The 23,961-nt window shown below is 74.5% G+C and carries 17 protein-coding genes and 1 pseudogene; 10 read left to right on the top strand and 8 right to left on the bottom strand.

Going from position 1 to position 23,961, the window contains the following annotated elements; genetic code table 11:
* The first annotated feature begins 42 nt into the window (after positions 1-42).
* Positions 43-1,119 carry a DUF2637 domain-containing protein gene (locus ACFWJO_RS05510; protein WP_386863512.1) on the top strand — a complete coding sequence of 359 codons (1,077 nt, stop codon included), beginning with the start codon at positions 43-45 and terminating at the stop codon, positions 1,117-1,119.
* Positions 1,106-1,237, top strand: coding sequence for a hypothetical protein (locus tag ACFWJO_RS05505; RefSeq protein ID WP_386863511.1), 132 nt, complete (start codon positions 1,106-1,108; stop codon positions 1,235-1,237). Before ACFWJO_RS05510 ends, ACFWJO_RS05505 begins: the two co-directional genes overlap by 14 nt.
* Positions 1,238-1,285: 48 nt before the next feature.
* Here ACFWJO_RS05505 and ACFWJO_RS05500 read toward each other — a convergent pair.
* The 4 genes and pseudogenes from ACFWJO_RS05500 to ACFWJO_RS05485 form a co-directional block, all read right to left on the bottom strand.
* Positions 1,286-1,687, bottom strand: a pseudogene (locus ACFWJO_RS05500) (ATP-binding protein); the annotation flags it as partial.
* Positions 1,688-1,786: 99 nt separating this feature from the next.
* A complete protein-coding gene (locus ACFWJO_RS05495; protein WP_386863510.1) occupies positions 1,787-3,529 on the bottom strand; it encodes a pyruvate dehydrogenase in 1,743 nt (580 codons plus the stop codon).
* A gap of 41 nt (positions 3,530-3,570) precedes the next feature.
* Complete coding sequence (locus ACFWJO_RS05490) at positions 3,571-4,914, bottom strand: protein phosphatase 2C domain-containing protein (RefSeq protein ID WP_386863509.1); 1,344 nt, start codon at positions 4,912-4,914, stop codon at positions 3,571-3,573.
* A 137-nt stretch (positions 4,915-5,051) separates the two neighbouring features.
* Entirely contained in the window at positions 5,052-8,843 is a 3,792-nt protein-coding gene (locus tag ACFWJO_RS05485; protein WP_386863508.1) for a S8 family serine peptidase, read from the bottom strand.
* Between the two features lie 234 nt (positions 8,844-9,077).
* Here ACFWJO_RS05485 and ACFWJO_RS05480 point away from each other — a divergent pair, with 234 nt between their 5' ends.
* From ACFWJO_RS05480 to ACFWJO_RS05470, 3 genes are all read left to right on the top strand, one after another.
* Complete coding sequence (locus tag ACFWJO_RS05480) at positions 9,078-10,061, top strand: helix-turn-helix domain-containing protein (protein WP_386863507.1); 984 nt, start codon at positions 9,078-9,080, stop codon at positions 10,059-10,061.
* A gap of 91 nt (positions 10,062-10,152) precedes the next feature.
* Positions 10,153-10,590, top strand: a complete 438-nt coding sequence (locus tag ACFWJO_RS05475; protein WP_386863506.1) for a hypothetical protein — start codon at positions 10,153-10,155, stop codon at positions 10,588-10,590.
* 86 nt (positions 10,591-10,676) lie between these two features.
* On the top strand, positions 10,677-11,159 hold the full coding sequence (locus tag ACFWJO_RS05470; protein WP_386863505.1) for a DUF456 domain-containing protein: 483 nt from the start codon (positions 10,677-10,679) through the stop codon (positions 11,157-11,159).
* A 671-nt stretch (positions 11,160-11,830) separates the two neighbouring features.
* On the opposite strand, the gene ACFWJO_RS05465 is transcribed toward ACFWJO_RS05470, so the two are convergent.
* The 3 genes from ACFWJO_RS05465 to ACFWJO_RS05455 form a co-directional block, all read right to left on the bottom strand.
* Complete coding sequence (locus ACFWJO_RS05465; RefSeq protein ID WP_386863504.1) at positions 11,831-13,237, bottom strand: DNA-3-methyladenine glycosylase 2 family protein; 1,407 nt, start codon at positions 13,235-13,237, stop codon at positions 11,831-11,833.
* Positions 13,238-13,318: 81 nt separating this feature from the next.
* Entirely contained in the window at positions 13,319-14,446 is a 1,128-nt protein-coding gene (gene rsgA / locus ACFWJO_RS05460) for a ribosome small subunit-dependent GTPase A (protein ID WP_386863503.1), read from the bottom strand.
* Positions 14,447-14,669: 223 nt separating this feature from the next.
* Positions 14,670-15,494: an SDR family NAD(P)-dependent oxidoreductase gene (locus ACFWJO_RS05455; protein ID WP_386863502.1), complete on the bottom strand. Its 825-nt coding sequence runs from the start codon at positions 15,492-15,494 to the stop codon at positions 14,670-14,672.
* Between the two features lie 150 nt (positions 15,495-15,644).
* On the opposite strand from ACFWJO_RS05455, the gene ACFWJO_RS05450 reads away from it, so the two are divergent.
* Positions 15,645-16,172, top strand: a complete 528-nt coding sequence (locus tag ACFWJO_RS05450; protein ID WP_386863501.1) for a VOC family protein — start codon at positions 15,645-15,647, stop codon at positions 16,170-16,172.
* On the opposite strand, the gene ACFWJO_RS05445 is transcribed toward ACFWJO_RS05450, so the two are convergent.
* Complete coding sequence (locus tag ACFWJO_RS05445; protein WP_386863500.1) at positions 16,067-16,846, bottom strand: helix-turn-helix domain-containing protein; 780 nt, start codon at positions 16,844-16,846, stop codon at positions 16,067-16,069. The two genes, ACFWJO_RS05450 and ACFWJO_RS05445, sit on opposite strands and share 106 nt — an antisense overlap.
* 88 nt (positions 16,847-16,934) lie before the next feature.
* Here ACFWJO_RS05445 and ACFWJO_RS05440 point away from each other — a divergent pair, with 88 nt between their 5' ends.
* Genes ACFWJO_RS05440 through ACFWJO_RS05425 form a run of 4 tightly spaced genes read left to right on the top strand, consistent with a single transcriptional unit; the run spans position 16,935 to position 23,945 of the window.
* A complete protein-coding gene (locus tag ACFWJO_RS05440) occupies positions 16,935-17,417 on the top strand; it encodes a CU044_2847 family protein (RefSeq protein ID WP_386863499.1) in 483 nt (160 codons plus the stop codon).
* 20 nt (positions 17,418-17,437) lie between these two features.
* Positions 17,438-19,255 carry a trypsin-like peptidase domain-containing protein gene (locus ACFWJO_RS05435; protein ID WP_386863498.1) on the top strand — a complete coding sequence of 606 codons (1,818 nt, stop codon included), beginning with the start codon at positions 17,438-17,440 and terminating at the stop codon, positions 19,253-19,255.
* 36 nt (positions 19,256-19,291) lie between these two features.
* Entirely contained in the window at positions 19,292-20,329 is a 1,038-nt protein-coding gene (locus tag ACFWJO_RS05430) for an AAA family ATPase (RefSeq protein WP_386863497.1), read from the top strand.
* Positions 20,319-23,945: an SAV_2336 N-terminal domain-related protein gene (locus tag ACFWJO_RS05425; protein ID WP_386863496.1), complete on the top strand. Its 3,627-nt coding sequence runs from the start codon at positions 20,319-20,321 to the stop codon at positions 23,943-23,945. Before ACFWJO_RS05430 ends, ACFWJO_RS05425 begins: the two co-directional genes overlap by 11 nt.
* Positions 23,946-23,961 lie beyond the last annotated feature (16 nt).

Genomic DNA, 23,961 nt, shown 5'->3' with positions numbered 1-23,961 from the left:
TGGGCGGCCGAATCGCCCTACTGCGAGGCAAAGGGACACCGCATGAGACTGACCGACATATCGCTGGACTGGCTGCTTCCGGGCGGCGTGATGGTGGCGGGGGTCCTGACGGCGGTGGCGGTGCTCGCGCGCGGGAAGCGCGCCGGTGACCAGGCCGCGGCCGAGGACTCCTGGGAGCGCAGCGAGGAACGCCGCAGACGCAAGGAGGCCGTCTACGGCACCGCCTCCTACGTCCTGCTCTTCTGCTGCGCCGCGGTCGCGGCGGCGCTCTCCTTCCACGGGCTCGTCGGCTTCGGCCGGCAGAACCTCAACCTCTCCGGCGGCTGGGAGTACCTGGTCCCGTTCGGCCTCGACGGCGCCGCGATGTTCTGTTCGGTGCTGGCCGTCCGCGAGGCGAGCCATGGCGACGCGGCCCTCGGCTCGCGCCTCCTGGTGTGGACGTTCGCGGGCGCGGCCGCCTGGTTCAACTGGGTGCACGCGCCCCGGGGCATGGGCCACGCGGGCGCCCCGCAGTTCTTCGCGGGCATGTCCCTGTCGGCGGCGGTCCTGTTCGACCGGGCGCTGAAGCAGACCAGGCGGGCCGCGCTGCGCGAGCAGGGCCTGATCCCGCGACCGCTGCCGCAGATCCGCATGGTCCGCTGGCTGCGGGCGCCCCGGGAGACCTTCGGCGCCTGGTCGCTGATGCTCCTGGAGGGCGTACGGACCCTGGACGAGGCGGTCGACGAGGTGCGCGAGGACCGGCGGGAGAAGGTGCAGAACCGGATCCGCCGGCGCGAGCAGGCCAAGCTGGACCGGGCACGGCTCAAGGCGATAAACCGCCAGCACCGCGCGTTCGGGCGCAGTGGCGGCCGGCAGGTCGACGTGGGGGAGACGGGGGGCGCCCGCAGGGGCGGGGAGGGCGAGGGGGGGGGGGGAGGGGCGAGGGGGGAAAAACCGCGAGAACTGGGTGTTGGGGGGGGGGGGGGGCGGGGGGGGGGGGGGGGGGGCGCGGGCCCCCCCCACCGGCGCGGGCTCCGCGACGGGCACGGTGCAGGCCGCCGTCGCGGAGCCCGCCATAGCGGACCCAGGACAGCTGCCGCTTCGACACCGGCCCTCCCTGCAGGCCGTGAGGGGCGCTGAGCCGCGTGGCGGTGAGTCCCGGACGGTCGACCTGACCGCCGAGGACGACACCCAGACGCTGCCGCGCCTCGACTCCCTGGAGCGCAAACTCGCCGACCTGGAGCAGCAGTTCGGCTGAGCCGCACGCTCCGAACGGCCGGCGGGGGCGCCCGGGGGGCAGTCCCCCGGCGGCCCCGCCGGCCAGTTCGAACCAGACGACCTTGCCCACGCCGCGGTCCTCCACTCCCCAGGAGTCGGCGAGGGCCTGGACGAGGACGAGTCCCCGGCCGTGCGTACCGTCGTCGGCGTTCGGTACGCGCGGCCGGACCATCTCGGACACGAAGTCCCTGACCTCGACCCTCAGGTGCTCGGGGACGACGGTGGCGGTGACGACCGCCCCGTGGTCCGTGTGGATCAGCGCGTTGGTCACCAGCTCGCTGGTGAGGAGTTCGGCGACGTCGGAGGCGCCAGGCCCGCCCCACGTCCCCAGCATCTCCCGTAACGCGTGTCGTACCTCGGGCACCGCGGTGAGATCCGCGCTCCCCACCCTTCTGAGCAGTCGAGTCCGCTGCTTCGCCTCCCCGGCCATAACCCCCACCCCGTCGTCGGATCGAACAGGCTCACGGGGATGCATGCCCAGGCGCCCGGCCGGCATTCATGAGCACCACCGGGCGGCCGTCAGGGCCCGTCAGGGACGCGGCACGTTCCGCAGGTTGGAGCGGGCCATCTGGAGCATCCGGCCGACTCCGCCGTCCAGCACGATCTTGCTCGCGGAGAGCGCGAAGCCGGTGACCATCTCGGCGCTGATCTTCGGCGGGATGGACAGCGCGTTGGGGTCGGTGACGACGTCCACGAGCGCCGGGCCCTTGTGCCTGAAGGCGTCCTTGAGGGCGCCGGCGAGGTGCTTGGGCTTCTCCACGCGGACGCCGTAGGCGCCGGCCGCGCGGGCGATGGCGGCGAAGTCGGGGTTCTTGTTGGCGGTTCCGTACGAGGGGAGCCCGGCGACCAGCATCTCCAGCTCGACCATGCCGAGCGAGGAGTTGTCGAAGACGATCACCTTCACGGGCAGGTCGTACTGGACGAGGGTGAGGAAGTCGCCCATGAGCATGCTGAACCCGCCGTCGCCGGACATCGACACGACCTGACGGCGGCGGTCGGTGAACTGGGCGCCGATGGCCTGCGGCAGCGCGTTCGCCATGGAGCCGTGGCTGAAGGAGCCGATGATCCGGCGGCGCCCGTTGGGCGTGAGGTAGCGGGCGGCCCAGACGTTGCACATGCCGGTGTCGACGGTGAAGACGGCGTCGTCGTCGGCGAGTTCGTCGAGGACGGACGCGACGTACTCGGGATGGATCGGCGTGTGCTTCTCGACCTTGCGGGTGTACGCCTTGACCACGCCCTCCAGGGCGTCGGCGTGCTTCTTCAGCATCTTGTCGAGGAAGCGGCGGTCGGTCTTGGCCCGGACCCGCGGGATGACGCACCGCAGCGTCTCGCGGACGTCGCCCCAGACGGCGAGGTCGAGCCGGGAACGCCGGCCGAGCCGCTCGGGCCGTACGTCGATCTGCACGATCTTCACATCGTCGGGCAGGAAGGCGTTGTACGGGAAGTCGGTGCCGAGCAGGAGGAGCAGCTCGCACTCGTGGGTGGCCTCGTAGGCGGCGCCGTAGCCGAGGAGTCCGCTCATGCCGACGTCGAACGGGTTGTCGTACTGGATCCACTCCTTGCCGCGCAGCGCGTGCCCGACGGGCGCCTTCACCCGTTCGGCGAACTGCATCACCTCGGGATGCGCGCCCGCGGTGCCGCTGCCGCAGAACAGCGTCACCCGGTCGGCCGCGTCGATCATCCGCACCAGCGCTTCGATCTCGGCGTCGCCCGGCCGGACGGTGGGCCGGGAGGTGACGAGCGCGGTCTCGACCGCCTTCTCCGGCGCGGGCCGGTCGGCGATGTCGCCGGGCAGCGAGACGACGCTGACGCCGCCCTGGCCGACGGCGTGCTGGATCGCGGTCTGCAGCAGCCGCGGCATCTGCCGCGGGTTGGAGATCAGCTCGCAGTAGTGGCTGCACTCGCGGAACAGGTGGTCGGGATGGGTCTCCTGGAAGTAGCCGAGGCCGATCTCGCTGGACGGGATGTGGGAGGCGAGGGCCAGGACCGGGGCCATGGAGCGGTGGGCGTCGTACAGGCCGTTGATCAGGTGGAGGTTTCCCGGGCCGCAGGAACCGGCGCAGGCGGCGAGCCGGCCGGTGACCTGGGCCTCGGCGCCGGCGGCGAAGGCCGCGACCTCCTCGTGCCGCACCTGCACCCAGTCGATGGCCGAGTTGCGCCGGATGGCGTCGACGACGGGGTTCAGACTGTCGCCGACCACTCCGTAGAGGCGCTGGACGCCCGCGCGGACGAGGATGTCGACGAACTGTTCTGCGACGTTCTGTTTGGCCATGGGTCCATCAACCCATGAGCGGCGGGGTCGCGCCCCTTGGGTTAGGCCTCCCAGACCGCCACGCCCGTACGGTCGTCGGCGTAACCCGTCACCCGTAGCTGGGTGTCGGCGAGGAAGGCGGCGAGGCCCGGCGGCTCGGCGCCGGCCCAGCGGGCGGCGAGTTCGCGGGCGAGGGACGGTTCGCCGCGCATGGGCTCGGCGAGGCCGTGCGAGGCGAGCAGCAGGGTGTCACCGGGACGGGCCACGGAGGCGCGGAAGCGGAACGGCTCGGCGGGCGGGGGCAGGGCGTCCTCGATGAACGGCCGGCCGGGCGGGTCGGCGACGCCCAGCCGCATGGTGAGCCGGTCGCCGTCCTCGCACACCTCCGGGACGTCCGGGCCCGGCGTCGTCGCGGACCGGGCGCGGGGCGGCGAGCCGAAGCCGACCACGGGCCCGCCGACGGTGGCGGAGGGATCGGGGAGCAGCGGTTCGATGTCCTGCCAGGCGCCGTCGCGGAGCCGGAACAGGCCGCCGGTGCCGACGCCGAAGAACACCCGGGTGCGGCATTCCGGGTCGGCGGAGAGCAGCAGGCAGCGCAGGCCCGCCGTGTACTCCTCGGGGTCGAGGCCGCGTTCGGCGGCGCGGGCGCGCAGCTTGCCGTAGGTGCGGTCGGTGAGCCGGTGGAGCCCCGACTTGAGGTCGCCGCGGCGGCCGGCCCGGATGTCCTCGGAGAGCCGGGCGTGACTGCGGCCGACGGATTCGGCGATCCAGCGGCAGGCGTCGGCGGCGGCGAGGTGGGTGTGCTCGGAGCCGCGCCGGCCCGCGGCGACGGCGACGAGTACGAGGGCGGCCTCGTCCTGCCCGAAGCGGGCGGTGAGCAGGGCGTCGCGGCGGGGTTCGCCGCGGTAGCGGGCGGAGTCGCCGCGGACGGAGACGGCGCGCAGGGTGTAGGCGCCGTAGCGGGCGCCGTCGAGGACGGTGTCGGCGACGAGCGCGTCGAGCTCTCCGGGACGGGCTGCGGGCAGCGCGGTGGGCTCGGCCTCGTAGGTGGGCGGCCGGGTCCCGACGTGTCCGGTACGGGGCCGGGGCGCGGGCACCTGCACGGCGGGGGCCGCGGCGGGCGGGACCGCGAGTGGTTGGGCCGCAGGGGTGGGCGTCTGGGCGGACGGCTCGCTGGGCGGCGTCTCGGCCGGCGGCGTCCCGGCGTCCGGGGCCGGGGTCTCGGCCGGGGCCAGGGCCTCGGCCGGCGCGGGGGGCTCGGGCGGCGGGGCCGGGAACTCGGTCGTGGTCGCCGCGGCGGAGTCGTAGCGCTCGTCGAGGCTGTCCGGCGTCGGCGCGGGCGCGGTGTCCTGCGCCGCCTCGTCGTACAGCTTGTCCCACCAGTTGGTGTCCCCCTGCTGAGTCATGCCCCTATTGTCCACCGCACAGGGCGTCAGAAAACGGGACATCAGGAAAAGCGTTACGGCAAAAGGGTGGTCGTCGAAGGGTGGTCCGCCGGGCGGCCCCACCCCCCACGGGAAGGACGCCCGGCGGACCGGCGTGATCAGCGCACGTCGTAAGCGCGGACCACGGTCTGGGTGACGGAGTTGCCGTTGGCGTCCGTCAGTTCGGTCTTCAGGGTGACCTGCCTGCCGGTGGCGCCCGCGTGGTTGACGGTCGCGGTCCAGGCGTCGCCCTGGTGGGAGACCTGTGCTTCGGTCCAGGTCGTGCCGCCGTCGTAGGAGTAGGACAGGCGGGCCGAGGTGAGCGCGGCGGGCGTGTAGCCCGCGTGACCCGTCACGCCGAGGCCGATCTGCTGGCCGTCGGTCGCCGCGAGGGTCTTGAGTCCGTCCTCCGGAAGGTCGTACCGGGGGAAGAGAATCGGGATGCCCTGAGAATAGACGCTCTCGTCCAGCTCGGAGGTGAATTTCCATACCGAGTTGACGGATGTGGAGCGGGCCCACACCTTGCTGCCGATCTTCATGGTGTTCTGTTCGAGCGTGTACGTGCCGGATTCGGCCGGTACCTCGAACACTCCGAACGGCCAGCCGGAGTCGCCGAGCGGCTCACCGTCCTTGCTGAGGCGCAGGTTGCCGATGTCACCGAAGGAGCCGGGCTCGGCGTAGTGGGTGTTGTCGCCCCACATGGCGTCGGCGAAGCCGATGAGGTTGCCCTGGCGCTCGGCGACGAGCACCGGCCTGCCGGTGGCGTCGCGCGGGGCGGTGGGGGCGACGACCCCGTCGTACCAGTTCTCGGTGCGGCGCTCGCCGGGGCCGTACGCGTGGCGGGCGCCGACCATGAACTCGCCGAACGGGAAGCTGGAGGAGAGGACCTGCTCCCAGGCGGTGTCGCCGGGCGTGTAGTACTCGGTGCGGGTGCCGGGGGCGGGGACGGTCTCGATGGAGCCGAAGAAGACTCCGGTGCCGTTCGGGCGGTAGGCGGCGGGGCTGTCGATGAAGTCGGTGGCGACGCCCATGGCGTGGTACGTCGACTCGGTGCGCCCCAACTCGCCGTCCCTGACGCGGTAGTTCTTGTCGCCGACCACGGGGCGGGACTCGGGGAAGGCGAGGTTGTAGAGGTAGGGGCTCTTGGCGGTGGCGCGCCAGGCGAGGGTGACCTCGCCGGCCGCGAGCCGGTCGAGGAGTTGCGCGGCCTCGGCGGCGGGCACGGCGAGGACCGGCAGGCCGGGGCCGGTGAAGCCGCCGCTCGGGTACCAGCGGCCGGCGGCCTGGTGGTAGGTGACGACGGCGACGGCGCCGGCGGCCTTGGCGTTGCGCGCGAGGGTGGACACGGCGGTGCTGGTGTCCGGCAGGCGGACCAGCGCGATCCGGTCCTTCACGCCCGCCGCCGTGAGCTCCTCCGGAGTGCCGGTGCCCGCGTCGACGAGCCGGGCGGAGCCGGTGCCGTCGAGGTTGTCGGAGCCGGTGGAGGCGGTGAGCGGATGCAGCACGAGACCGTCACCGGTCTTCAGTTCGCCGATCTGCGGGGCGGCGGCGCGCCAGTAGCTGCCGAACTCGAAGTCGCCGTCCGCGGCCCGGTCTTCGACGGAGGCGTAGTAGCCGCGGACGGTGCGCGGACCGGACGCGGTGCCGGCGTGCAGCCAGGTGTCGTCCCAGGAGCGGGCGAACGCGAGGGTGGCGCCCCGCACTTCGGAGGGCTTGTCGGTGCGGACGGTCAGCCGGTGGGCCTTGCGGGCGTCGAGGACGACGGTGGTGTCCTTCGTCAGCTGCAGCTGCGGGCGGGCCAGGTAGCTGACGGAGTCGGTGAGCGTGGCACCGTCGCCGGCGTCGGGTGTGGTGACGAAGGAGGAGAGGAAGTAGCTGCCGGCGCGCAGCCGGTAGACCTGGTCGGCGGAGCCCTCGTTGAAGCGGCGCTCGCCGGTGGCGTCGTCGGTGCCGATGACGTCGAGGGAGGAGGCGCCGTCGGCGGGCCTGCCCTGACGGTCGATCAGCTTGACGCGCAGGGTGACGGTCTCGGGCTCGACGTGGAGCGCGAAGGGGGTGGACACGTGGACGGCGCTGCCGCCGGCGGTGCCGGTGGCGACGATCCGGCCGGTGACGTCGCCGTACTGGGCGCGTTCCAGGCGGACGGCCGGGTCGACGGCGAGCGGGACCTCGACGGTGGCGCCGGCCGGGACGGTCACGGTGCGCTCGCCGAGCCGGGCGACGGCGGAGCGGACGGCGGAGCCGTCGTTGCCGGTGACCTTCTCGACGGCGAGGGAGAGGGTGACGGGCCGGTCACCGGTGTTGGTGTAGGGGACGGCGACGGTGGTGCGGTCGCTCCGGTCCTGCGGCCAGGGGAACGTGCCGGCCTGGACGGCGGTGGCGCCGAGGACGGTCTGCTCGGTCGCCGCCTTGACGTCGAGCCGGCCGGCGCCGACCTCACGGGCATCGCCGGGGACGCCGCTGTCGGCGGAGGCGACGAGCGCCGCCTTGATCTGCCGGGCGGTCCAGTCGGGGTGGCGCTGCTTGACGATGGCGGCGGCGCCCGCGACGTGCGGGGTGGCCATGGAGGTGCCGGACATCGACTGGTAGGCGTAGACGCCCCGGCCGCCGGCCGCGGCGGCGGAGATGGCGACGCCGGGTGCGGCGATCTCGGGCTTGAGGGTGTGCGCGGCGTCGGCCGCGGGGCCCCGGCTGGAGAAGTACGCGGTGGAGTCGTCGCGGTCGGTGGCGCCGACGGTGAGGACGCTCGGGGCGCAGCCGGGCGAGGAGACGGTGTTGTTGCCGGGGCCGGAGTTGCCGGCGGCTATGACGAACAGCGTTCCTTCGTTCCGGGCGAGTCGTTCCGCCGCGACGGCCATCGGGTCGGTGCAGTCGGTCTCGGACGGGTTGCCGAGGCTCATGGAGACGACGTCGGCGCCCTGGGAGACCGCCCACTCCATACCGGCGATGATCCACGAAGTGGCGCCGGATCCGGAGTCGTTGAGGACCTTGCCGTTGAGGAGGGCGGCGCCCGGGGCGACACCCTTCTTCTTGCCGCCGCTCGCGGCGCCGGAGCCGCCGACGGTGGAGATGGTGTGGGTGCCGTGGCCCTGGCGGTCGTCGGCGGTGTCGGAGTCGGTGAAGTTCTCCTGGGCGACGATCCGGCCCTCGAGGTCGGGATGGCGGGCGTCGGCGCCGGTGTCGAGGACGGCGACCTTGGTGCCGGTGCCGTCGTATCCGGCGGCCCAGGCCTCGGGCGCGTGGACCTGGGCGGTGGAGCGCTCCAGGGTGGCCTGGACCTTGCGGTCGAGCCACAGCTTCTTCAGGCCGCCGCCGGCCGCGGTGGTGCGGGCGGCGGGTCCGGTCACGTCGGCCCAGAAGCCGGCGGCCTGCTTCTTGTCGGCCTTGAGGGCGACCGCGTCGACGGTCTTCAGGACCTGACCGCGGGTGGCGCCGCGCGGGGCGGGCGGCACGGCGCGGGCGGTGGCCAGGTCGGCTCCGTAGACGGCGATGAGCGGCAGGGTGGCAGAGCGGGTGTCGTCGTAGCCCTGGCGGATCAGACCGGTGACGTTGAACAGCTCCTCGTCGACCCGTCCGGCGGCGAGCGCGGCGGTGGCGCCCTCGGGGTACACGTAGAGGTCCTGGCCGGAGCGGCGGGTCTGCACGAAGGGCACGGTGCCGTCCTCGCGGGGCAGCGCCGCCGCGGCCGGGTTGCCTCCGGCGTCGCGGGTCACCAGGACGCGGTCGCCGGTCACCAGGGTGACGGTGGCGGGCCTCTGTGCGGCGTGGTCGGCGGCCTCGCTGCCGACGAGTGGTCGCTTCCCGGTCGCCGGGGCGTCCTGCGGCGCTGCGGCCGCGGACGCCGTGACCGCGGTGACGGCCAGGACGGCGGCGGTCGCCGCTCCCAGGGCCGTACGCGAAATCGGGCGCATCGCTCTCCCCATCTGAATCCGGGCATGACGGCACAAGGCGCCCATGTCCGGAGGCTGTTGGTGCTGCGGTGGCGCCACATTGGCAGAGGTGAGGGTGGTGCAGGCAGGATGGGCACGGCGGGAATGCGCCGTGGCCGATTCCCGCCAGTGCACCAACGGAACGAACACGTCCGCCGGCCTTCCGGGATATGTCCCGGGTCGTCCGGGGACGTCCGCGCGAGGGGTGGGACAGCGATGCTGGCAGCGATAGGGCTCGACGAACGGCAGGAATCCGCCTACCGCGCGCTGGTCGCCATGGGCGCGGCCGAGGTCTCCGACCTAGCCCATCGGCTCGCCCTGCCGGAGGGCGACACCGAGCGGGCGCTGCGCCGGCTGGAATCGCAGGGCCTGGCGGCCCAGTCCTCGGCGCGCACCGGCCGCTGGGTCGCGGCACCGCCCGGCGTCGCGCTCGGCGCGCTGCTCACCCAGCAGCGGCACGAACTTGAACAGGCGGAGCTGGCGGCGGCGCTGCTCGCCCAGGAGTACCGGGCGGAGGCCACCGAACCGGCCGTGCACGACCTGGTCGAGGTGGTGACGGGCGCGAGCGCCGTCACCCACCGCTTCCTCCAGCTGCAGCTCGGCGCGACCGACGAGGTGTGCGCGCTGGTGACGGGCAAGCCGATCGCCGTGAGCGGCGTGGAGAACGAGGCCGAGGCCCTGGCCGCCGAGCGCGGCGTGCGCTACCGCGTCGTCATCGAGCGGGAGGTGCTCGCCCAGCCGGCGGGCCTCGGCGAACTGTCCGCGGCGCTCGGCCGGCACGAGCAGATCCGGGTGGTGGACCGGGTGCCGACCAAGCTGGTGGTGGCGGACCGCACGCTCGCGATGGTCCCGCTCACCGGCCGCGGCGCCGAGCCGGCCGCCCTCGTCGTGCACGCGAGCGGGCTCCTGGAGTCGCTGATGGGCCTGTTCGAGTCCGTCTGGCGGGACGCCCTGCCGCTGCGGCTCGGCGCGGGCGCGCAGGTCACGGAGGACGAGATCCAGGGCCCGGACCCGACCGACCTGGAGATCCTCAGCCTGCTGCTCGCCGGCATGACGGACGCGAGCGTCGCCAAGCAGCTGGACCTGGGCCTGCGGACGGTGCAGCGGCGGGTGAAGGGCCTCATGGAACTGACCGGGGTGACGACCCGGCTGCAGCTGGGCTGGCACGCGTACGAGCGCGGGTGGGTGGCCCGCCGCTGAGGCGGCCCGGCCCCTGTGGCAAGGTGAGCGCCCGGTTTCCCCCTGCGACGGGGCCCGCCCCGTCGCACCTCACCCTTCTGGAGCACCACCCATGAACGGAAGGCGCCGCCGCGCCCTGCTGGCCACCGTCACCCCGATGCTGGAGCCCGGCGAGCGGGTCGAGGTCACCTCGCTCGTCAACCTGAGCTCGGTCTCGGTGCGCCGCACCGCCGCGTTCGGCATCGCGTCGGCGATCGCCAGCGGCGGCTCGATGTCGGTGATCCCCGCGCCGACGCCGATGTACCTCGCGATGACCGACCGCCGGATCTTCATCTTCCGGGCGGACCCGATGTTCGCGAAGCCCGTCGAGCACACGATGACGATCGCGCGGGAGGGGCTGTTCCGCTCCGAGATCAAGGAGCGGATCCTCAACTCCTCCTTCGTGCTCTCCTCGCCGTACAGCGAGACCTCCCTGAAGCTCATCTTCCCGCTGATCGACCGCAAGGCCCGCAACCAGGTCGCCGCCGCGCTGCCGCTGGTCGCGGGCTGACCGCTCCGCCGGTCCCGCCCCGCCCCGCGTCCCCCGCCCGTCGGCCTTGACCTGCGAGAACACCGGCGGTCCTGCACCCTTGGCAGATGGGTGTGTGGCAGCTCCTGCTGATCGCGATGGTGATGCTGCTCGGCCTGTTCGGGGTCCTGACGCCCGGCGTGCCGGGGACGTGGCTGGTGTGGGCGGCGATGCTGTGGTGGTCGCTGCACGAGCAGACCGGCCTCGCCTGGATCCTCCTCGTCTCCTCCACCGGGCTGCTGCTGCTCACCCAGGTGGTCGTATGGCAGCTGCCGCCCCGCCGTTTCCGGGGCGTGGGCATCACCCGCCGGATGGTGGCGTACGCGGGCGTGGGCGCGTTCCTGGGCTTCTGCCTGATCCCGGTGCTCGGCGCGATCCCCGGCTTCGTGGGCGGCATCTACCTCTCGGAACGGCTCCGCCTGGGCGGCCACGGCCAGGCCAGGGCGGCCACCCGCACGGTGATGCGGGCGGCGGGAACGAGCGTGCTCGTGGAACTGTTCGCGTGCCTGCTGATCGTGGGGGCGTGGGCGGGGGCGGTGATCTGGGGCTGAACGGGGCGGGGCGGTGCGGGGCGGTGCGGGCGGTGCCGGTGCCGGGCGGGCCCGGCGGCCCCGAGACCCGTGGGAGCTGAGACCGTCTGAGCGGTGCGGGCGCCGGTGCGGGGCCCGACACCCGTGGTGGGCCGAGGCCGGTGCGGCTCTGTCCGCGCGGGGTCCGACACCCGTGGGTGGCCGAGGCCGGTGCGGCTCTGTGCGCGCGGGGTCCGACACCCGTGGGTGGCCGAGGCCGGTGCGGACCTGTCCGCGCGGGGCCCGACACCCGTGGTGGGCCGAGGGCGGTCGGGGCCCCTCCGGGTCGACTCCTCGGGGGCGGCGGCCTTGGGTCCGGTCGACGGAGCCGTACCGAAGCCGCCACCCCCTGCGGGGACGACCCTGCACGGCCCCTCCGTCGGCTCTCCGCCGGTGGTCGGCGCGTGCCAGGCGGGAGAGCCTCTGCCGCGGACGGCGGTCAGACGCAGGAGGGGCCGTGCAGGGGTGTCCCCGCAGGGCGTGGCGGCTTCGGGACGGTTCCCTGGCCGGGACCAGCGGCCGCCACGCCCGAGGAGTCACCCCGGAGGGGCCCCGACCGCCGTCGGCCCCCACGGGGTTGGGTTCCACGGAGGGGGCTGCCCCCGGCCGCCTCGGCCCACCGCAGCCAAGGGTTCGCCCCGGTGGCGGTGGCGCTAGGTGCGGCGCAGGTAGTGGGTCGCGTAGGAGCGCCAAGGGCGCCATTCCTGGCGGTCCGGGAGGCCTTCCGGGGCCACGTCCGGGTCGCCGAGGGCGCGCATGCGGATGGTGGCGCAGGCCCGTGGGCCGACTCCGGGGACGGTGGTCAGCGCCGCCGCCGACGCCTCGCGGTCGGCGCCCGGGTCGAGACGGACGGTGCCGTCGGCGAGGGCGGTGGCGAGCGGGCCCGCAACCGGGTGGGAGGTCAGCGCGGAGGGCGCGGGGAAGACGTGGGTGAGGCTGCCGCAGGGCGTCTCCAGCGGCGTGCCGTGGCGCTCGACGAGCCGTACGGCCTCCTCGGGGCCGACGACCGTCCGTACGGCGAACTCCTCCGGGTCGGCCGCGCCCGGCGACCGGACGCCCGGCCGCGCCGCGACCTCGGCCGCCAGCTCCGGGTCCGCGCCGAGGCGGTCGGCGACGGCGTACGGGTCGGCGTCGAGGTCGAACAGCCGGCGCAGCCGCTGCACGGCGGTGGTGAGGTCGCGCAGTTCGGTGAGGTGGATCCGGGCCTCCAGCCAGCCGCCGCCCCGGCCGGGCGTGCGCTCGTCGACGGAGACGATGCCGGTGCCGTAGGGCAGGCGGAGCGTACGCCGGTAGGTGCGGGCGCCGGGCGTCCCGACGACCTCCTCGACGCCCGGCAGGGCCTCCGCGGCGAGCAGGTCGAACACCTCGCCCGCCGCGTACGGACCCCGGTGCGCGAGCCGCAGCGGCACTCCGGCGGCGAGCGCCGTGCGGGGGCCCGCGCCGGTGCCGGACTCGGCGCGCAGTTCGGTGGGTGTGCGGGCGTAGACGGCGCGGATGGTGTCGTTGAACTGGCGGACGCTCGCGAATCCGGCCGCGAACGCGATCTCGGTGACCGGCAGGCCGGTGGTCTGCAGCAGCAGTCGCGCGGTGTGCGCCCGCTGGGCGCGGGCGAGAGCGACGGGCCCGGCGCCGAGTTCGGCGGTGAGCTGCCGCTGCACCTGCCGGGCGCTGTAGCCGAGGCGGCCGGCGAGCCCGGGGACGCCCTCGCGGTCCACGACGCCGTCGCCGATCATCCGCATGGCGCGGCCGACCACGTCCGCCCGGACGTTCCACTCGGCCGAGCCGGGCACGGCGTCCGGCCGGCAGCGCCGGCAGGCGCGGAAGCCGTGGCCCTGGGCGGCAGCGGCGGTCGGGTAGAAGCTGACGTTGTGCCGCTTTGGGGTAACGGCCGGGCAGCTGGGCCGGCAGTAGATCCCCGTGGTGGACACGCCGAAGAAGAAGACGCCGTCGAAGCGGGCGTCCCGGCTGCTGACCGCCTGGTAGCGGGTGTCCTCGTCGAGGAGGGCACCCGCCACCGCCGTGCCCGCGCCCGTGTCCGCCGTTGTCGCCGTGTCCGTCATTGCTCCAGTGTGCGGGAGCAGGAGGGGCCTGGCTGGCGGTTTTCGGACACGGGCTTGGGCCCGCTAACGGGCGCGGGCCCGTCAGCGGGCGCGGCCGCGCTTGGCCTCCAGCGCCGCGCGGCCCTCCGCGCCCTTGCGCTTCCAGTCCTTGAGGATCTCCGCGCGGAGCCGGGCGTCGGTCTTGGCCACCAGGCGCTGGTTCTCGCGCAGCAGCTTGCGGTAGCTGTCGAGGCGGCGCTCGGGCAGGGTGCCGTCGGCGATGGCGGCGGTGACGGCGCAGCCGGGCTCCGACTCGTGGGCGCAGTCGTGGAAGCGGCAGTCGGCCGCGAGGTCCTCGATCTCGGCGAAGACCTGGCCGACGCCGGCCTCCGCGTCCCACAGGCCGACACCGCGCAGGCCCGGCGTGTCGATGAGCACGCCGCCGCCGGGAAGGACGAGCAGGTTGCGGGTGGTCGTGGTGTGCCGGCCCTTGCCGTCCACCTCACGCGCCGCCTGGACGTCCATGACGTCCTCGCCGAGCAGGGTGTTCGCGAGGGTCGACTTTCCGGCGCCGGAGACGCCGAGCAGCACGCTGGTGCCGCCCGCGGCCACCGCGCGGAGCACGTCGACGCCCTCCCCCGTGTGGGAGCTGACGGGCAGCACCTGGACGCCGGGGGCGACCGTCTCGACGTCCTCGACCAGGTAGGACAGACCGACCGGGTCGGGCACCAGATCGGCCTTGGTGAGCACGACGAGCGGCTGCGCGCCGGACTCCCAGGCGAGCGCCAGGAAACGCTCGATGCGCCCGAGGTCGAGTTCGACGGCGAGCGAGACGGTGATGATCGCGTGGTCCACGTTGGTGGCGAGGACCTGGCCCTCGGACCGCTTGGACGAGGTGGAGCGCGCGAAGGTGGTCCGGCGCGGCAGATACGCCCGTACGTAGCGCGGATCGCCGGCGCCCTCGGCGTCGACGGCCGCCCAGTCGCCGGTGCAGATCACCCGCAGCGGGTCGTGCGGGGTGACGAACGCCGTGTCGGCGCGCACGATCCCCTCGGCCGTGACGAGGTCGCACTGGCCGCGGTCGACCCGGACGACCCGGCCGGGCAGCAGACCCTGCGCCGCGTACGGGGCGAACTCAGCCGCCCAGGCGTCGTCCCAGCCGTACGCGCGCAGCGCGGAGGTCGAGCTGGAGCTGGAGAGGGAAGAGGTGGAGAGAGAAGAGGAGGACAAGGGGAACCCTTCACAGGGTGGCCCCGGCGCGCTGCGCTCGCAGCTGCTGGTGGAAGACGTCAGCCGGTGGCCACGGAGGTGGAATGGACGATCATCTGGTTGCGGGCACGGCCCTTCGTGACGACAGCCATCGGTCACACCTCCTGGTCACAGCGGTCTTCGACACCGCGGTCTTCGCGATGTGCCCTCACCGTAGCGGGGCTCCTCCACCGGCGCCACGGATTTATCTCCGGACCAGGCGGTCCGTCAGCTCCATGAGGCGGGCGCGGGCGTCGGTGTCGTACGCCTGCTCGTGGGCACGGGTTTCGGTGAACCGGTCGAAGTACCGGCCGGTGGTGCCGGCGAGAGCCGGGTCGAGGAGCAGCCGTACGGTCGGACGGACGCCTTCCTCGGTGCCCACTTCCGGCGTGAACCCGTACGCGCGCACGGCCGGGGTGTCCATCAGATGGGCCGGGTGCAGGGTGTTGACGGTGACTCCGGTGCCGTCCAGTTCGGCGGCGAGCTCGAAGGTGGCCATGATGAGGGCCAGTTTGCTGCGGCAGTAGGCGCGCAGGCCCTCGTAGTCCCGCTCCAGCATGACGTCGTCGAAGTCGATGGTCTCCTGGCCGATCGAGGCCACGTTCACGACGCGGGCGGGGGCCGAGGCGGTGAGCAGCGGCAGCAGGCCGCGGGTGAGGGCGTAGGGCGCCAGGTGGTTGACCGTGAAGCGGAGTTCGTGGCCCTGCGGAGTCAGCTCGCGGACCAGCGGGCGTGAACCCCCGCCCGCCACCGCGTTGTTGACCAGACCGTCGAGGTGCGGTTCGGCGGCGCGGATCCGGTCCGCGAGCGCGTGCACCTGGTCGAGGTCGGACAGGTCGGCGAGGTAGGTGCGGACGGTGGTGCCGGGGTGGGCGGCCCGGGCCTCGGCGGCCACCGCGTCGAGGCGGCCGGGGTCGCGGCCGTGCAGCAGCAGGGTGCCGCCACGCGCGGCGAGGTCGAGGGCGAGGGCGTGGCCCATGCCGGAGGTGGCGCCGGTGATCAGGGTGGTGCGGTGCTCGTGCTGTTCCATGCCGGTCAGCCTGGCAGCACCGGTACGGGGTAGGGAGGGCGTGCCGGACCTGGTGTTCGTACCACCAGGCTGGGCCCCCGGTGCCGGTCCCGGCCGCACGTGTCCGATCCGTACAAGACGCGCCGGCGGCGGGACTCCTAGCGTGCGGACATGAACACGAACCGCTCCACGCCCTCCTCTGTTCCCGCTCCCTCCCCCTCGCCCCGGCTGGACGTCATCGGTCTCGTCACCGCCGACATGGCCGCCTCCCTCGCCTTCTACCGGCTGCTCGGCCTGGACGTCCCTCCCGGCGCGGAGAACGCCCCGCACGTGGAGGTGACCCTGCCCGGCGGCCTGCGGGTGCTGTGGGACACCGAGGACGTCGTCAGGTCCTTCGACCCCGCCTGGACCCGCCCGGCGACCGGCGGCGACCGCGTCGCGCTCGCCTTCCGCTGCGCGGCCCCGGCCCAGGTCGACGCGGTCTACGAGACGCTGACGGCGGCCGGGCACCGCGGCCACCTCAAGCCCTGGGACGCCGTGTGGGGCCAGCGGTACGCGGTGGTGCTCGACCCGGACGGGACGGGCGTCTCGCTCTACGCGGACGCGGGGGACGCGGCGGAACCGGCGGGCGCGGAGGAACCGGCGGGCGCGGCGGATACGGCAGGCTCGGCGGGCTCGGCGGACGCCGAGGCCCTGTAGGCCGTCAGCGTCATGCCCGTCAGGGACCGCATCTCGCGGGCCAGATGGGCCTGGTCCACGCAGCCCGCGCGGTACGCCGCCTCCGCGTACGGCACGCCGGCGCCCACGAGCGCGAGGGCCCGTTGCAGCCGCAGGATGCGAGCCAGGGTCTTCGGCCCGTAACCGAAGGCCGCGAGCGAGCGCCGGTGCAGCTGCCGTACGCCCAGCCCCACCTCGTCCGCCGCGGTGCCGACGGGTACGCCCGCCCGCAGCCGGGCCGCCACGGTCCGCAGCAGCGGATCGGGGGCGGGCGCGTCGGCGGCGCGGCGCAGCACCAGGGCCTCCAGGGCGGCGGCACGGTCGGCCGCGCCGCTGATCCGGCCGGCGAGCCGGCGGGCCGTGCGGGCGCCCCACAGATCGGCGAGGTCGACGCGCTCGTCGCGCAGCGCGCTCGCGTCGGTGCCGAGCACGGCGGGCGCCTGGCCGGGGGCGAAGCGCACGCCCGTGTAGTGGGCGGCGAGGCTGGGGGGAATGTACGCCGCGGTGTCGGGGCCCGCGACGAGCAGCCGGCCGTCCGCCCAGATCAGGTCCATGCAGCCGTCGGGCAGGACCGGGCGGCTGCCCGGGTCCGCCGGGCCGGTGGCGCGGGTCCAGACGACCGCTCCGGCGAGCCGGGCGGGGCGTTCCTCGTACACGTCCCCAGGGTAGGCGGATCCGCTGACACCGGCCGGGTGGTCGGACAGAATGGTTCCTCAGCCAACTGTTCGGGCCACGGGGGTCGTTGTGAACACACTGATGGAGTTCGGCACGGGGAGCGGCGCTGTCCTGGTGGAGGCGGACGGCCCGCAGCCGGGTGCGAGGCCGGTGGCGCGGGTCGGCAACTCCCTGGTCCGGGCCGGGCAGACGCTGGACGAGGCGCTCGTCGGGATCCGTACGGCGGCCGAGTCGGCGCTCGCGGTGTTCCGCGACGGCGCGCTGCGGCCGGACGGTGTGGAGCTGGAGTTCGGGGTGAAGTTGTCGGCCGAGGCGGGCGCCGTGATCGCCAAGACGGCGGTCGAGGGCCATCTCGTGGTGCGGCTCTCCTGGTCCCCGGACGGCCAGGGCAGCCGGGCCACGGTCTCGGCCCAGGAGCAGGCCGCCGGACAGGGACAGGTCGCCGAGGCAGGATCTGCCGTCGGGCGGGACCAGGCCACCGGGACCGGACCGGCCGCCGCGCGGGAACAGGCCGTCGAGGCGGGTGACGGCGCGCCGGCCGGCGCGCGATGACGCCCTCACCCGCCTGGCACGTGCGTGTGGAACACGCGGGCGAGGTCCTGGGCGCCGGCTTCCTGGTCTCCGCCGACACCGTCCTCACCTGCGCGCACGTGGTCCAGGGCGTCGAGCACGTCACCCTGCGCTTCCCCGGCGCGCAGGGCCTCGGCGAACTCACGGCCCGGGTCGCGGTGCGCGGTCCCTGGGGCGGTCGGCCGACCGACACGGGCGACGTCGCCGTACTGGCGCTCGACCGGCCGGTGACCGTGAAGCCGGTCGCGTTCGCGGAGCCCGACGGCCCACGGGAGGTGCACGAGCCGCCGCGGCTCGTGGCGTACGGCTTCCCCGACGGGTACGGGTGGGAGGGCGCCCAGACCGAGCTGCGGGTGACGGCGGCCGGCCAGCTGATCCACGACGAGTGGAACCAGGCCGAGTACTGGTCGGGACAGGGCCAGGAGCCCTCGTACGGCTTCAGCGGTTCCGCCGCGATGCGGGCGGCCGACGGGACGGTCGTCGGCATGGTCGCCTCGTACGACCCGGCGGTCCGCAACGCACGGATCATCCCGGCCCGGGTGCTCGCCCGGCACGTGCCGGCCCTCGCCGACCTGGTGCCGACGCCGGGCTGCTCGGCCGGAGAGAAGCGCCGGCTGCGGGAGCTCGTGGAGCTGGCCGAGCGGTCCGGCCCGCTGCCGGTGCCGGTGGAGCGGCTGCTCCTCGCGGCGGCGGGCCGGCTGGGGCTCGTCCCTCCGGTGATCACGCCGGCCGGGCTGTGGCAGGGAGTGTGGCACCTGCTGACCGAGAGCCCGCCGACCGCCGGCCGGGTCCCGCTCGCCGAACTCGCCGTCCGTATCGCGGACGTGGTGACCGACGAGGAGTTGCGGCGCGCCTTCCGTTCCTGGGCGCGCGAGCACCGCGCCCGACACGAGGTGCCGAGGCCGTCCCCGGCGCTCCCGTGCGAGGACGAGCCCCGGCACGAGGCCGCGCCGGACGCTTCGCACGGCGGCGCCCGCGACCGGGACTCCGCCGCGGTGGACGGGCCCGACGCCCGGCTGCCCTGGGCGCCGATCCTGGTCGAGGTGCGGCGCAGCGGCGCCGACGGCAGCACGGTGATCGCCGAGGTGTCCGTCTACCGGGGCGGCGGCCGGGTGCTGGTGAGTGAACGGCGGGTCACCGCTGGGCGGTTGCGCGGGTGGGTCCTGGACCGGATCGACGAGGCGTACGAGGAGATCACCGACGGCCGTCCGCTCATCGCCTTCGCGCTGCCGCGGTCCTGGTTGAACAAGGACGTGGACCAGTGGACCCGCAGGCGCGGCAAGGAGCCGCCGCTCGGCTGCAGTTCGCCGGTGGTCGTGCTCGACCACGACCGGCGGTCGAAGGGCCGCCAGCAGTTCGCGCTGAAGCGGGTGTGGGAGGAGCTGGACTTGCAGCACGGCTCGCCGCTGCACCGGGTCGCCTGCTCCACCTCTCAGGGCGCGGCGCAGCTCTCGGTCCTCCTCCAGGACGTGCGCGGCGCGGTGGGCTTCTCCCGTCCGCCGACGGCGTCCCGCGAACGCACCCTGTACGGCGCCGCCCTGGACGCGCCGGCGCCGATCGTGTTGTGGCCGCGCAACGGCTGCCCGCCGGGCGGTCCGTGCACGGGCGGCTGTGCGGGCTCCGGCTTCCTGGACCGGATCGCGGAGCGGATCTCGCGGCTGCCTCCGGGCGAACTCCCCGAGGTGGTCTTCCGGTTGCGCAAGGAGGCCTTCCTCCATGAGGGTCCGGAGCCGCACTGGGCGGCGCAGTTGTCCCTCGTCTGGGAGGACCCGCGCCGGTTCCCCGACGTCCGACCCCTGAGCCATTCCCCCGTCGGCTGAACGCCCTTCCCGTTTCCGTCCCTTGGAGCAGCAGGCATGTCCCTCTGGCCCGTCTACACCGGATCGAGCGCGCCGCACGACGGCATCGACGCGCTGCCCGCGCCCCCGCCGTGGCGCGCGTTCGACGGCGGGCCGCCGCTGCCGCCGGCCCGGGACGAGGACGCTGACGGCCGCGCGCCGGGTCGGGTGCACCGGGCCCGCACGTACCAGCCGACGCCCGAGACGGTGCAGCTGGTCAACGCGGCGCTGTACCTGCGGCGGCCACTGCTGGTCACCGGTCCGCCGGGCAGCGGCAAGTCGAGCCTGCCCTACGCGGTGGCCCGTGAGCTGGGGCTCGGCCGGGTACTGCGCTGGAACGTCACCAGCCGCACGACGCTCACCGATGGCCTCTACCGCTACGACCCGCTGTCGCGGCTGTACGCGGCGGGCCGGGCCGGTGGCATCGGCGATGCGGCGGCCGGGGAGGCGGCGGCCGAGGCATCGGTGGAGGACCATCTGCGGCTCGGGCCGCTGGGCACGGCCCTGCTGCCGTACGAGCGTCCGCGTGTCCTGCTCATCGACGAGATCGACAAGTCCGACCTCGACCTGCCCAACGATCTGCTGCACATCCTGGAGGAGGGGCAGTACGAGATCCCGGAACTCGTGCGGGCGGCGCGCTCCCGTCCGGTGGCCGAGGTGATGGTCGCTGACTCCGAGGACCGGGTGCCGGTGCGGCACGGTGAAGTGCGGTGCCGGGCCTTTCCGTTCGTGGTCCTGACCAGCAACGGCGAGCGCGAGTTCCCGCCCGCGTTCCTGCGCCGCTGTGTCCGTCTCGAACTGCGCAGGCCGCTGCGCGAGCAGCTGGAGGACATCGTGCGGGCGCACCTCGGGGAGCTCGACGAGCGGGACCACGCGCTCGTGGACACCTTCCTGCGGCGGGGAAGCGCGGGTGAGCTGGCCACCGATCAGCTTCTCAACGCGATCTACCTGACCCGGACTTCGGGCCTGTCCGAGTCCTCGACGAAGGATCTGGCCGAGGCGCTGATGCCGTATCTGGGCCGGGCGGCGGAATCCTGGGACGTCGATGACGTCTGAGGCGGCGGGCCGGCTGGCCGCACTGGCCGGTGTCCTGGGGCAGGCCGGCGAGGGGCCGCCCACGGGACGCGAGTTGGCGGAGTTGCTGTGGCTGGCTCGGCAGATGGAGGGCGACGGGCCGGCGGGGTCACCGGCGGTCCCGGAGCCGCGGCCCGCGGTGGTGACGCACGGCGACACGACGGACCCGGCCGGCATCCGCGCCGCCCGTCGCCCGGTCCCGCCGCCGGTCGCCCCGCCGCCCGAGCCGGCACGGCAGCTGCCTTCGCCGCCCGGTACCGAACACCGGGTGCCGTTGCGCACCCCGGCGCCACCCGCGCCCCGTGCCGTACCGGAGACGGGGGCAGGGCACACGCCCTTGCTGGCGCCCGCCCCGCCGATGCTGGCCCGGCCGCTGGCCCTCCAGCGTTCGCTGCGGCCGCTGCGGCGCACGGTGCCGAGCGGCGCCGAGCGGGAGCTGGACGAGGCGGCGACGGCCGACCGGATCGCCGCGCTCGCCGCGCCCGGGTCGGGCCTGCGGCTGTGGCTGCCGGTGCTGCGGCCCCGCCAGGAGCGCTGGCTGCATCTGCGGCTCGTGGTCGACTCCGGTCCGACGATGACGATGTGGCGGCCGCTGGCACGGGAACTGCACACGGCGTTCACGCAGACCGGCGCCTTCCGCACGCTGGACGTGCTGCGGCTCGGCGAGGACGGTCTGCTGCCGCCGCGCCATCGCGAGCGGGGCCGTACGGCGGTACTGGTGATCAGCGACGCGATGGGGCCGCAGTGGCGGGACGGACCGACGGGGCTGCGCTGGCGGGGGGCGCTCGCCGCGCTGGCCGCGGAGGGCCCGGTGGCACTGCTCCAGCCGCTGCCGGAGCGGCTGTGGCGGCACACCGCCGCGCCCGCCGTGCCGGGCCGGTTCATGTCGCCCGCCGCCGGCGTGCCGAACACGGCGCTGCGCTTCACCCCGTACGACAGCCCGTCCGGCGCCGTGGACGGGGTGCCGCTACCGGTGCTCGAACCCACGGACGTCTGGGTAGGCAACTGGGCGGCTCTGGTGGCCTCCCCCTCCGGTGCGGAGCTGCCGGGCGCGGCGGCCTTCATCCACCCGTGCGGCGCTCCCGCGGCCCCGGACGACGACGCGCTCGTCCCCGAGGAAGCGGACCCGGAGGACCTGGTCCTGCGCTTCCGTGCCCTCGCCTCTCCGCAGGCCTTCCGGCTGGCCGCGCACCTGGCGGTCGGCTCCGCCCACCTGCCGGTGATGCGGCTCGTGCAGGCAGCGATCGAGGAACATCCGGAGCCGCGGCACCTCGCGGAGGTCGTCCTGAGCGGCATGCTCCGCGCGGAACCGGACGCGGCACCCGGTGCGTACGAGTTCCGCCCCGGCGTCCGGGAGGTCCTCCTGGCCGCGCTCCCCCGCACCTCTCTGGTCCGGACCGCCGGTCTGCTCGCCCGCATCAGCGCGGAGATCGAGTCCCGCGCGGGCCTGTTACCCGGCGAGTTCCGCGCCCTGGCCGAGACCCTGAACGCCCGTGGCGGTGAACGGGGGGCAGGCCGCCCGTTCGCGCTGGTGAGCGAGGAGAGCGTGCGGCTGCTGCGAGGGCCGGAGCAGCGGGTGCCGGACGCGGACACGAGCGGGCTCGGTGCCGTTGCCTTGGCCGCCGCCTCGCTCCTGGCCACGATGTCGGGACCGGGGGCGACCGTGGAGCTGGGCCCGGCGGCAGCGGAGACGGAACAGCCACGGCTGATCGACGACCGCTACGAGCTGCTGCGGGCCAGAAGCGGCCCGGGGGGCGAGGAACTCCTGGTGCTCGACCGGGTCCTCGGGCACCCGGTCCTCCTGCGCTTCCATCCGCATCCGGCGCCCGACGGCTTCACGCACTGGGTGGACACCCTGCGGAACCTCCGCCACCCCCACCTCGTGCGGATCCATGGAGGGCTGGAACTCGACGGCCGGTGCGCCGTCGTCCTCGACGAATCCGCCGGCGGCACGCTGCGCGACCTGTTCGACGGGCTGTGGGTCCGTCCCTCGCCGCACACGGCCATGGAATGGGCCGGCATGCTCTGCTCCGCCCTCGCCAAGGTCCACGACGCCGGCCTCGTGCACGGCGACGTGCGCGCGGCGAACATCCATGTGCCCACGCAGCCGGAACCGGGGGCGACGCCCCTGAGCGGGCCCGTCCTGGGATCGCCGGCGCTCCGACACTCCGGTCTGCAGGTCGAGGACGACCTGCACGCCATGGGGCGGATTCTGTACGAGCTCGCCACCGGCCAGGCCCCGCCGGACGACGGCGGTGATCCGCCGCCGCCCCGGGAGGTCCGGCCGGACGTGCCGCTCGTGCTCGAACAGGCCGTCCTCGGCCTGCTCTCGGGCAATCCCGCGCACCGCCACGACGCGGTGAAACGCATGGCGGCCCTTCACCATCTCCCCGGTTCGGCCTCGTGGTCCTTCCTGCCGCGCCCGAACTACCGCGTCTTCGGGCCCGTCAAGGCCTGGTTCGACCGCCTGCCAGAGGCGGACGCGCTGGTCCTTGCCCCACTGCTGCTCGCCGAGGGCCGCTGGCTCACGTTCGACGACCTTCTCGCGGCGCTCCCCGCGCCCACCACGGAGACGGACCTGCGGGATCACCTCGCCCGGCTGCGCGCCAACGGCCACCCGGTCGCGACGAGCCGGGCCGCCGCCCGGATCGTCCTGGACGGGCTGCGCTTCGACCTGGCCCAGGCCACGCGGCTCGCGGGGCGGGCGACGGCCGCGGCAAGGAGCGGAGACGGCGAAGTGAGCCGGCGCCTGTTCCGGGCCGCGCTCCTCCTGGGAAGGGAGACACCCCTGGCGGATCTGCCGGGCCCCTGGGCCGAACGGGAGCGGACGCGGCTGGCGTCCGTACGCCGACGCTGGGAGACGGAGATGGACGCGGTGACGGGCATGACCGCGTCGGCGTCGCGGGTGCTGGCGCTCGACTCCGCAGGAGGTGGCGGATACGACGTCGAGCTGTTCGCCCACATCCTGCAGACTCGGCGGACTTCGGGTCGGACCCTGTTCACCGGTCTGCCGCCGCAGGAGGCCCTGCGGCACGTCGTCGTGGCGGGTGACGAGTTCTGGGGGACGCTGCCCATGCGGTCCGCCGGCCTGCGGCTCGTCCTGGCCGGCTGGGAGGTCGCCGAAGCCGACCTCGTAGGAGTCGCCGCTGCGCTGCCGAATCCGGGCGGGCGCCTGATAGTGGCCTTCCCGCGATGGGTCGAGCGGCAGGGGCGGTGGGCGTTTCGGGACCAGCTGCGTCCCGTGCCCGGGCACGAGCACTGGATGTGGCTGACGGTGGCCGAGGAAGTCACCGACGTTCCGCCGCCGGGCGGGGAGACATCGGCGGTGGAGTCACCTGCCGCGAAGTTGCCGGCTGCCACCGCCCGAGAGCGGCGCGGCCTGTTCGGGCGGCTGTTCGGCTCGCGCAGGTCAGCCGGCAGGAGGAAGACGTCCGGCGGGCAGGACGAGGATGACCGGGGACCGGCGCCCGGAGGGCTGCCTTCCGGCGAGCCGCACGAACGGCCGTATGGAGCGCCGTACGAACCGCCGTACGAACCGCCGTACGGAGCGCCGTACGAGGCAGACGACGGCCCATCCGGCGGTCACGAAGGCGCCTAGGGACGACCAGTGACGA

Source organism: Streptomyces sp. NPDC127092, from assembly GCF_042722475.1.
In the GTDB taxonomy this organism is placed as follows: Bacteria; Actinomycetota; Actinomycetes; order Streptomycetales; family Streptomycetaceae; genus Streptomyces.
Note: the sequence above shows the minus strand (reverse complement) of the source record. Positions and strands in the feature narration are given on the sequence as shown.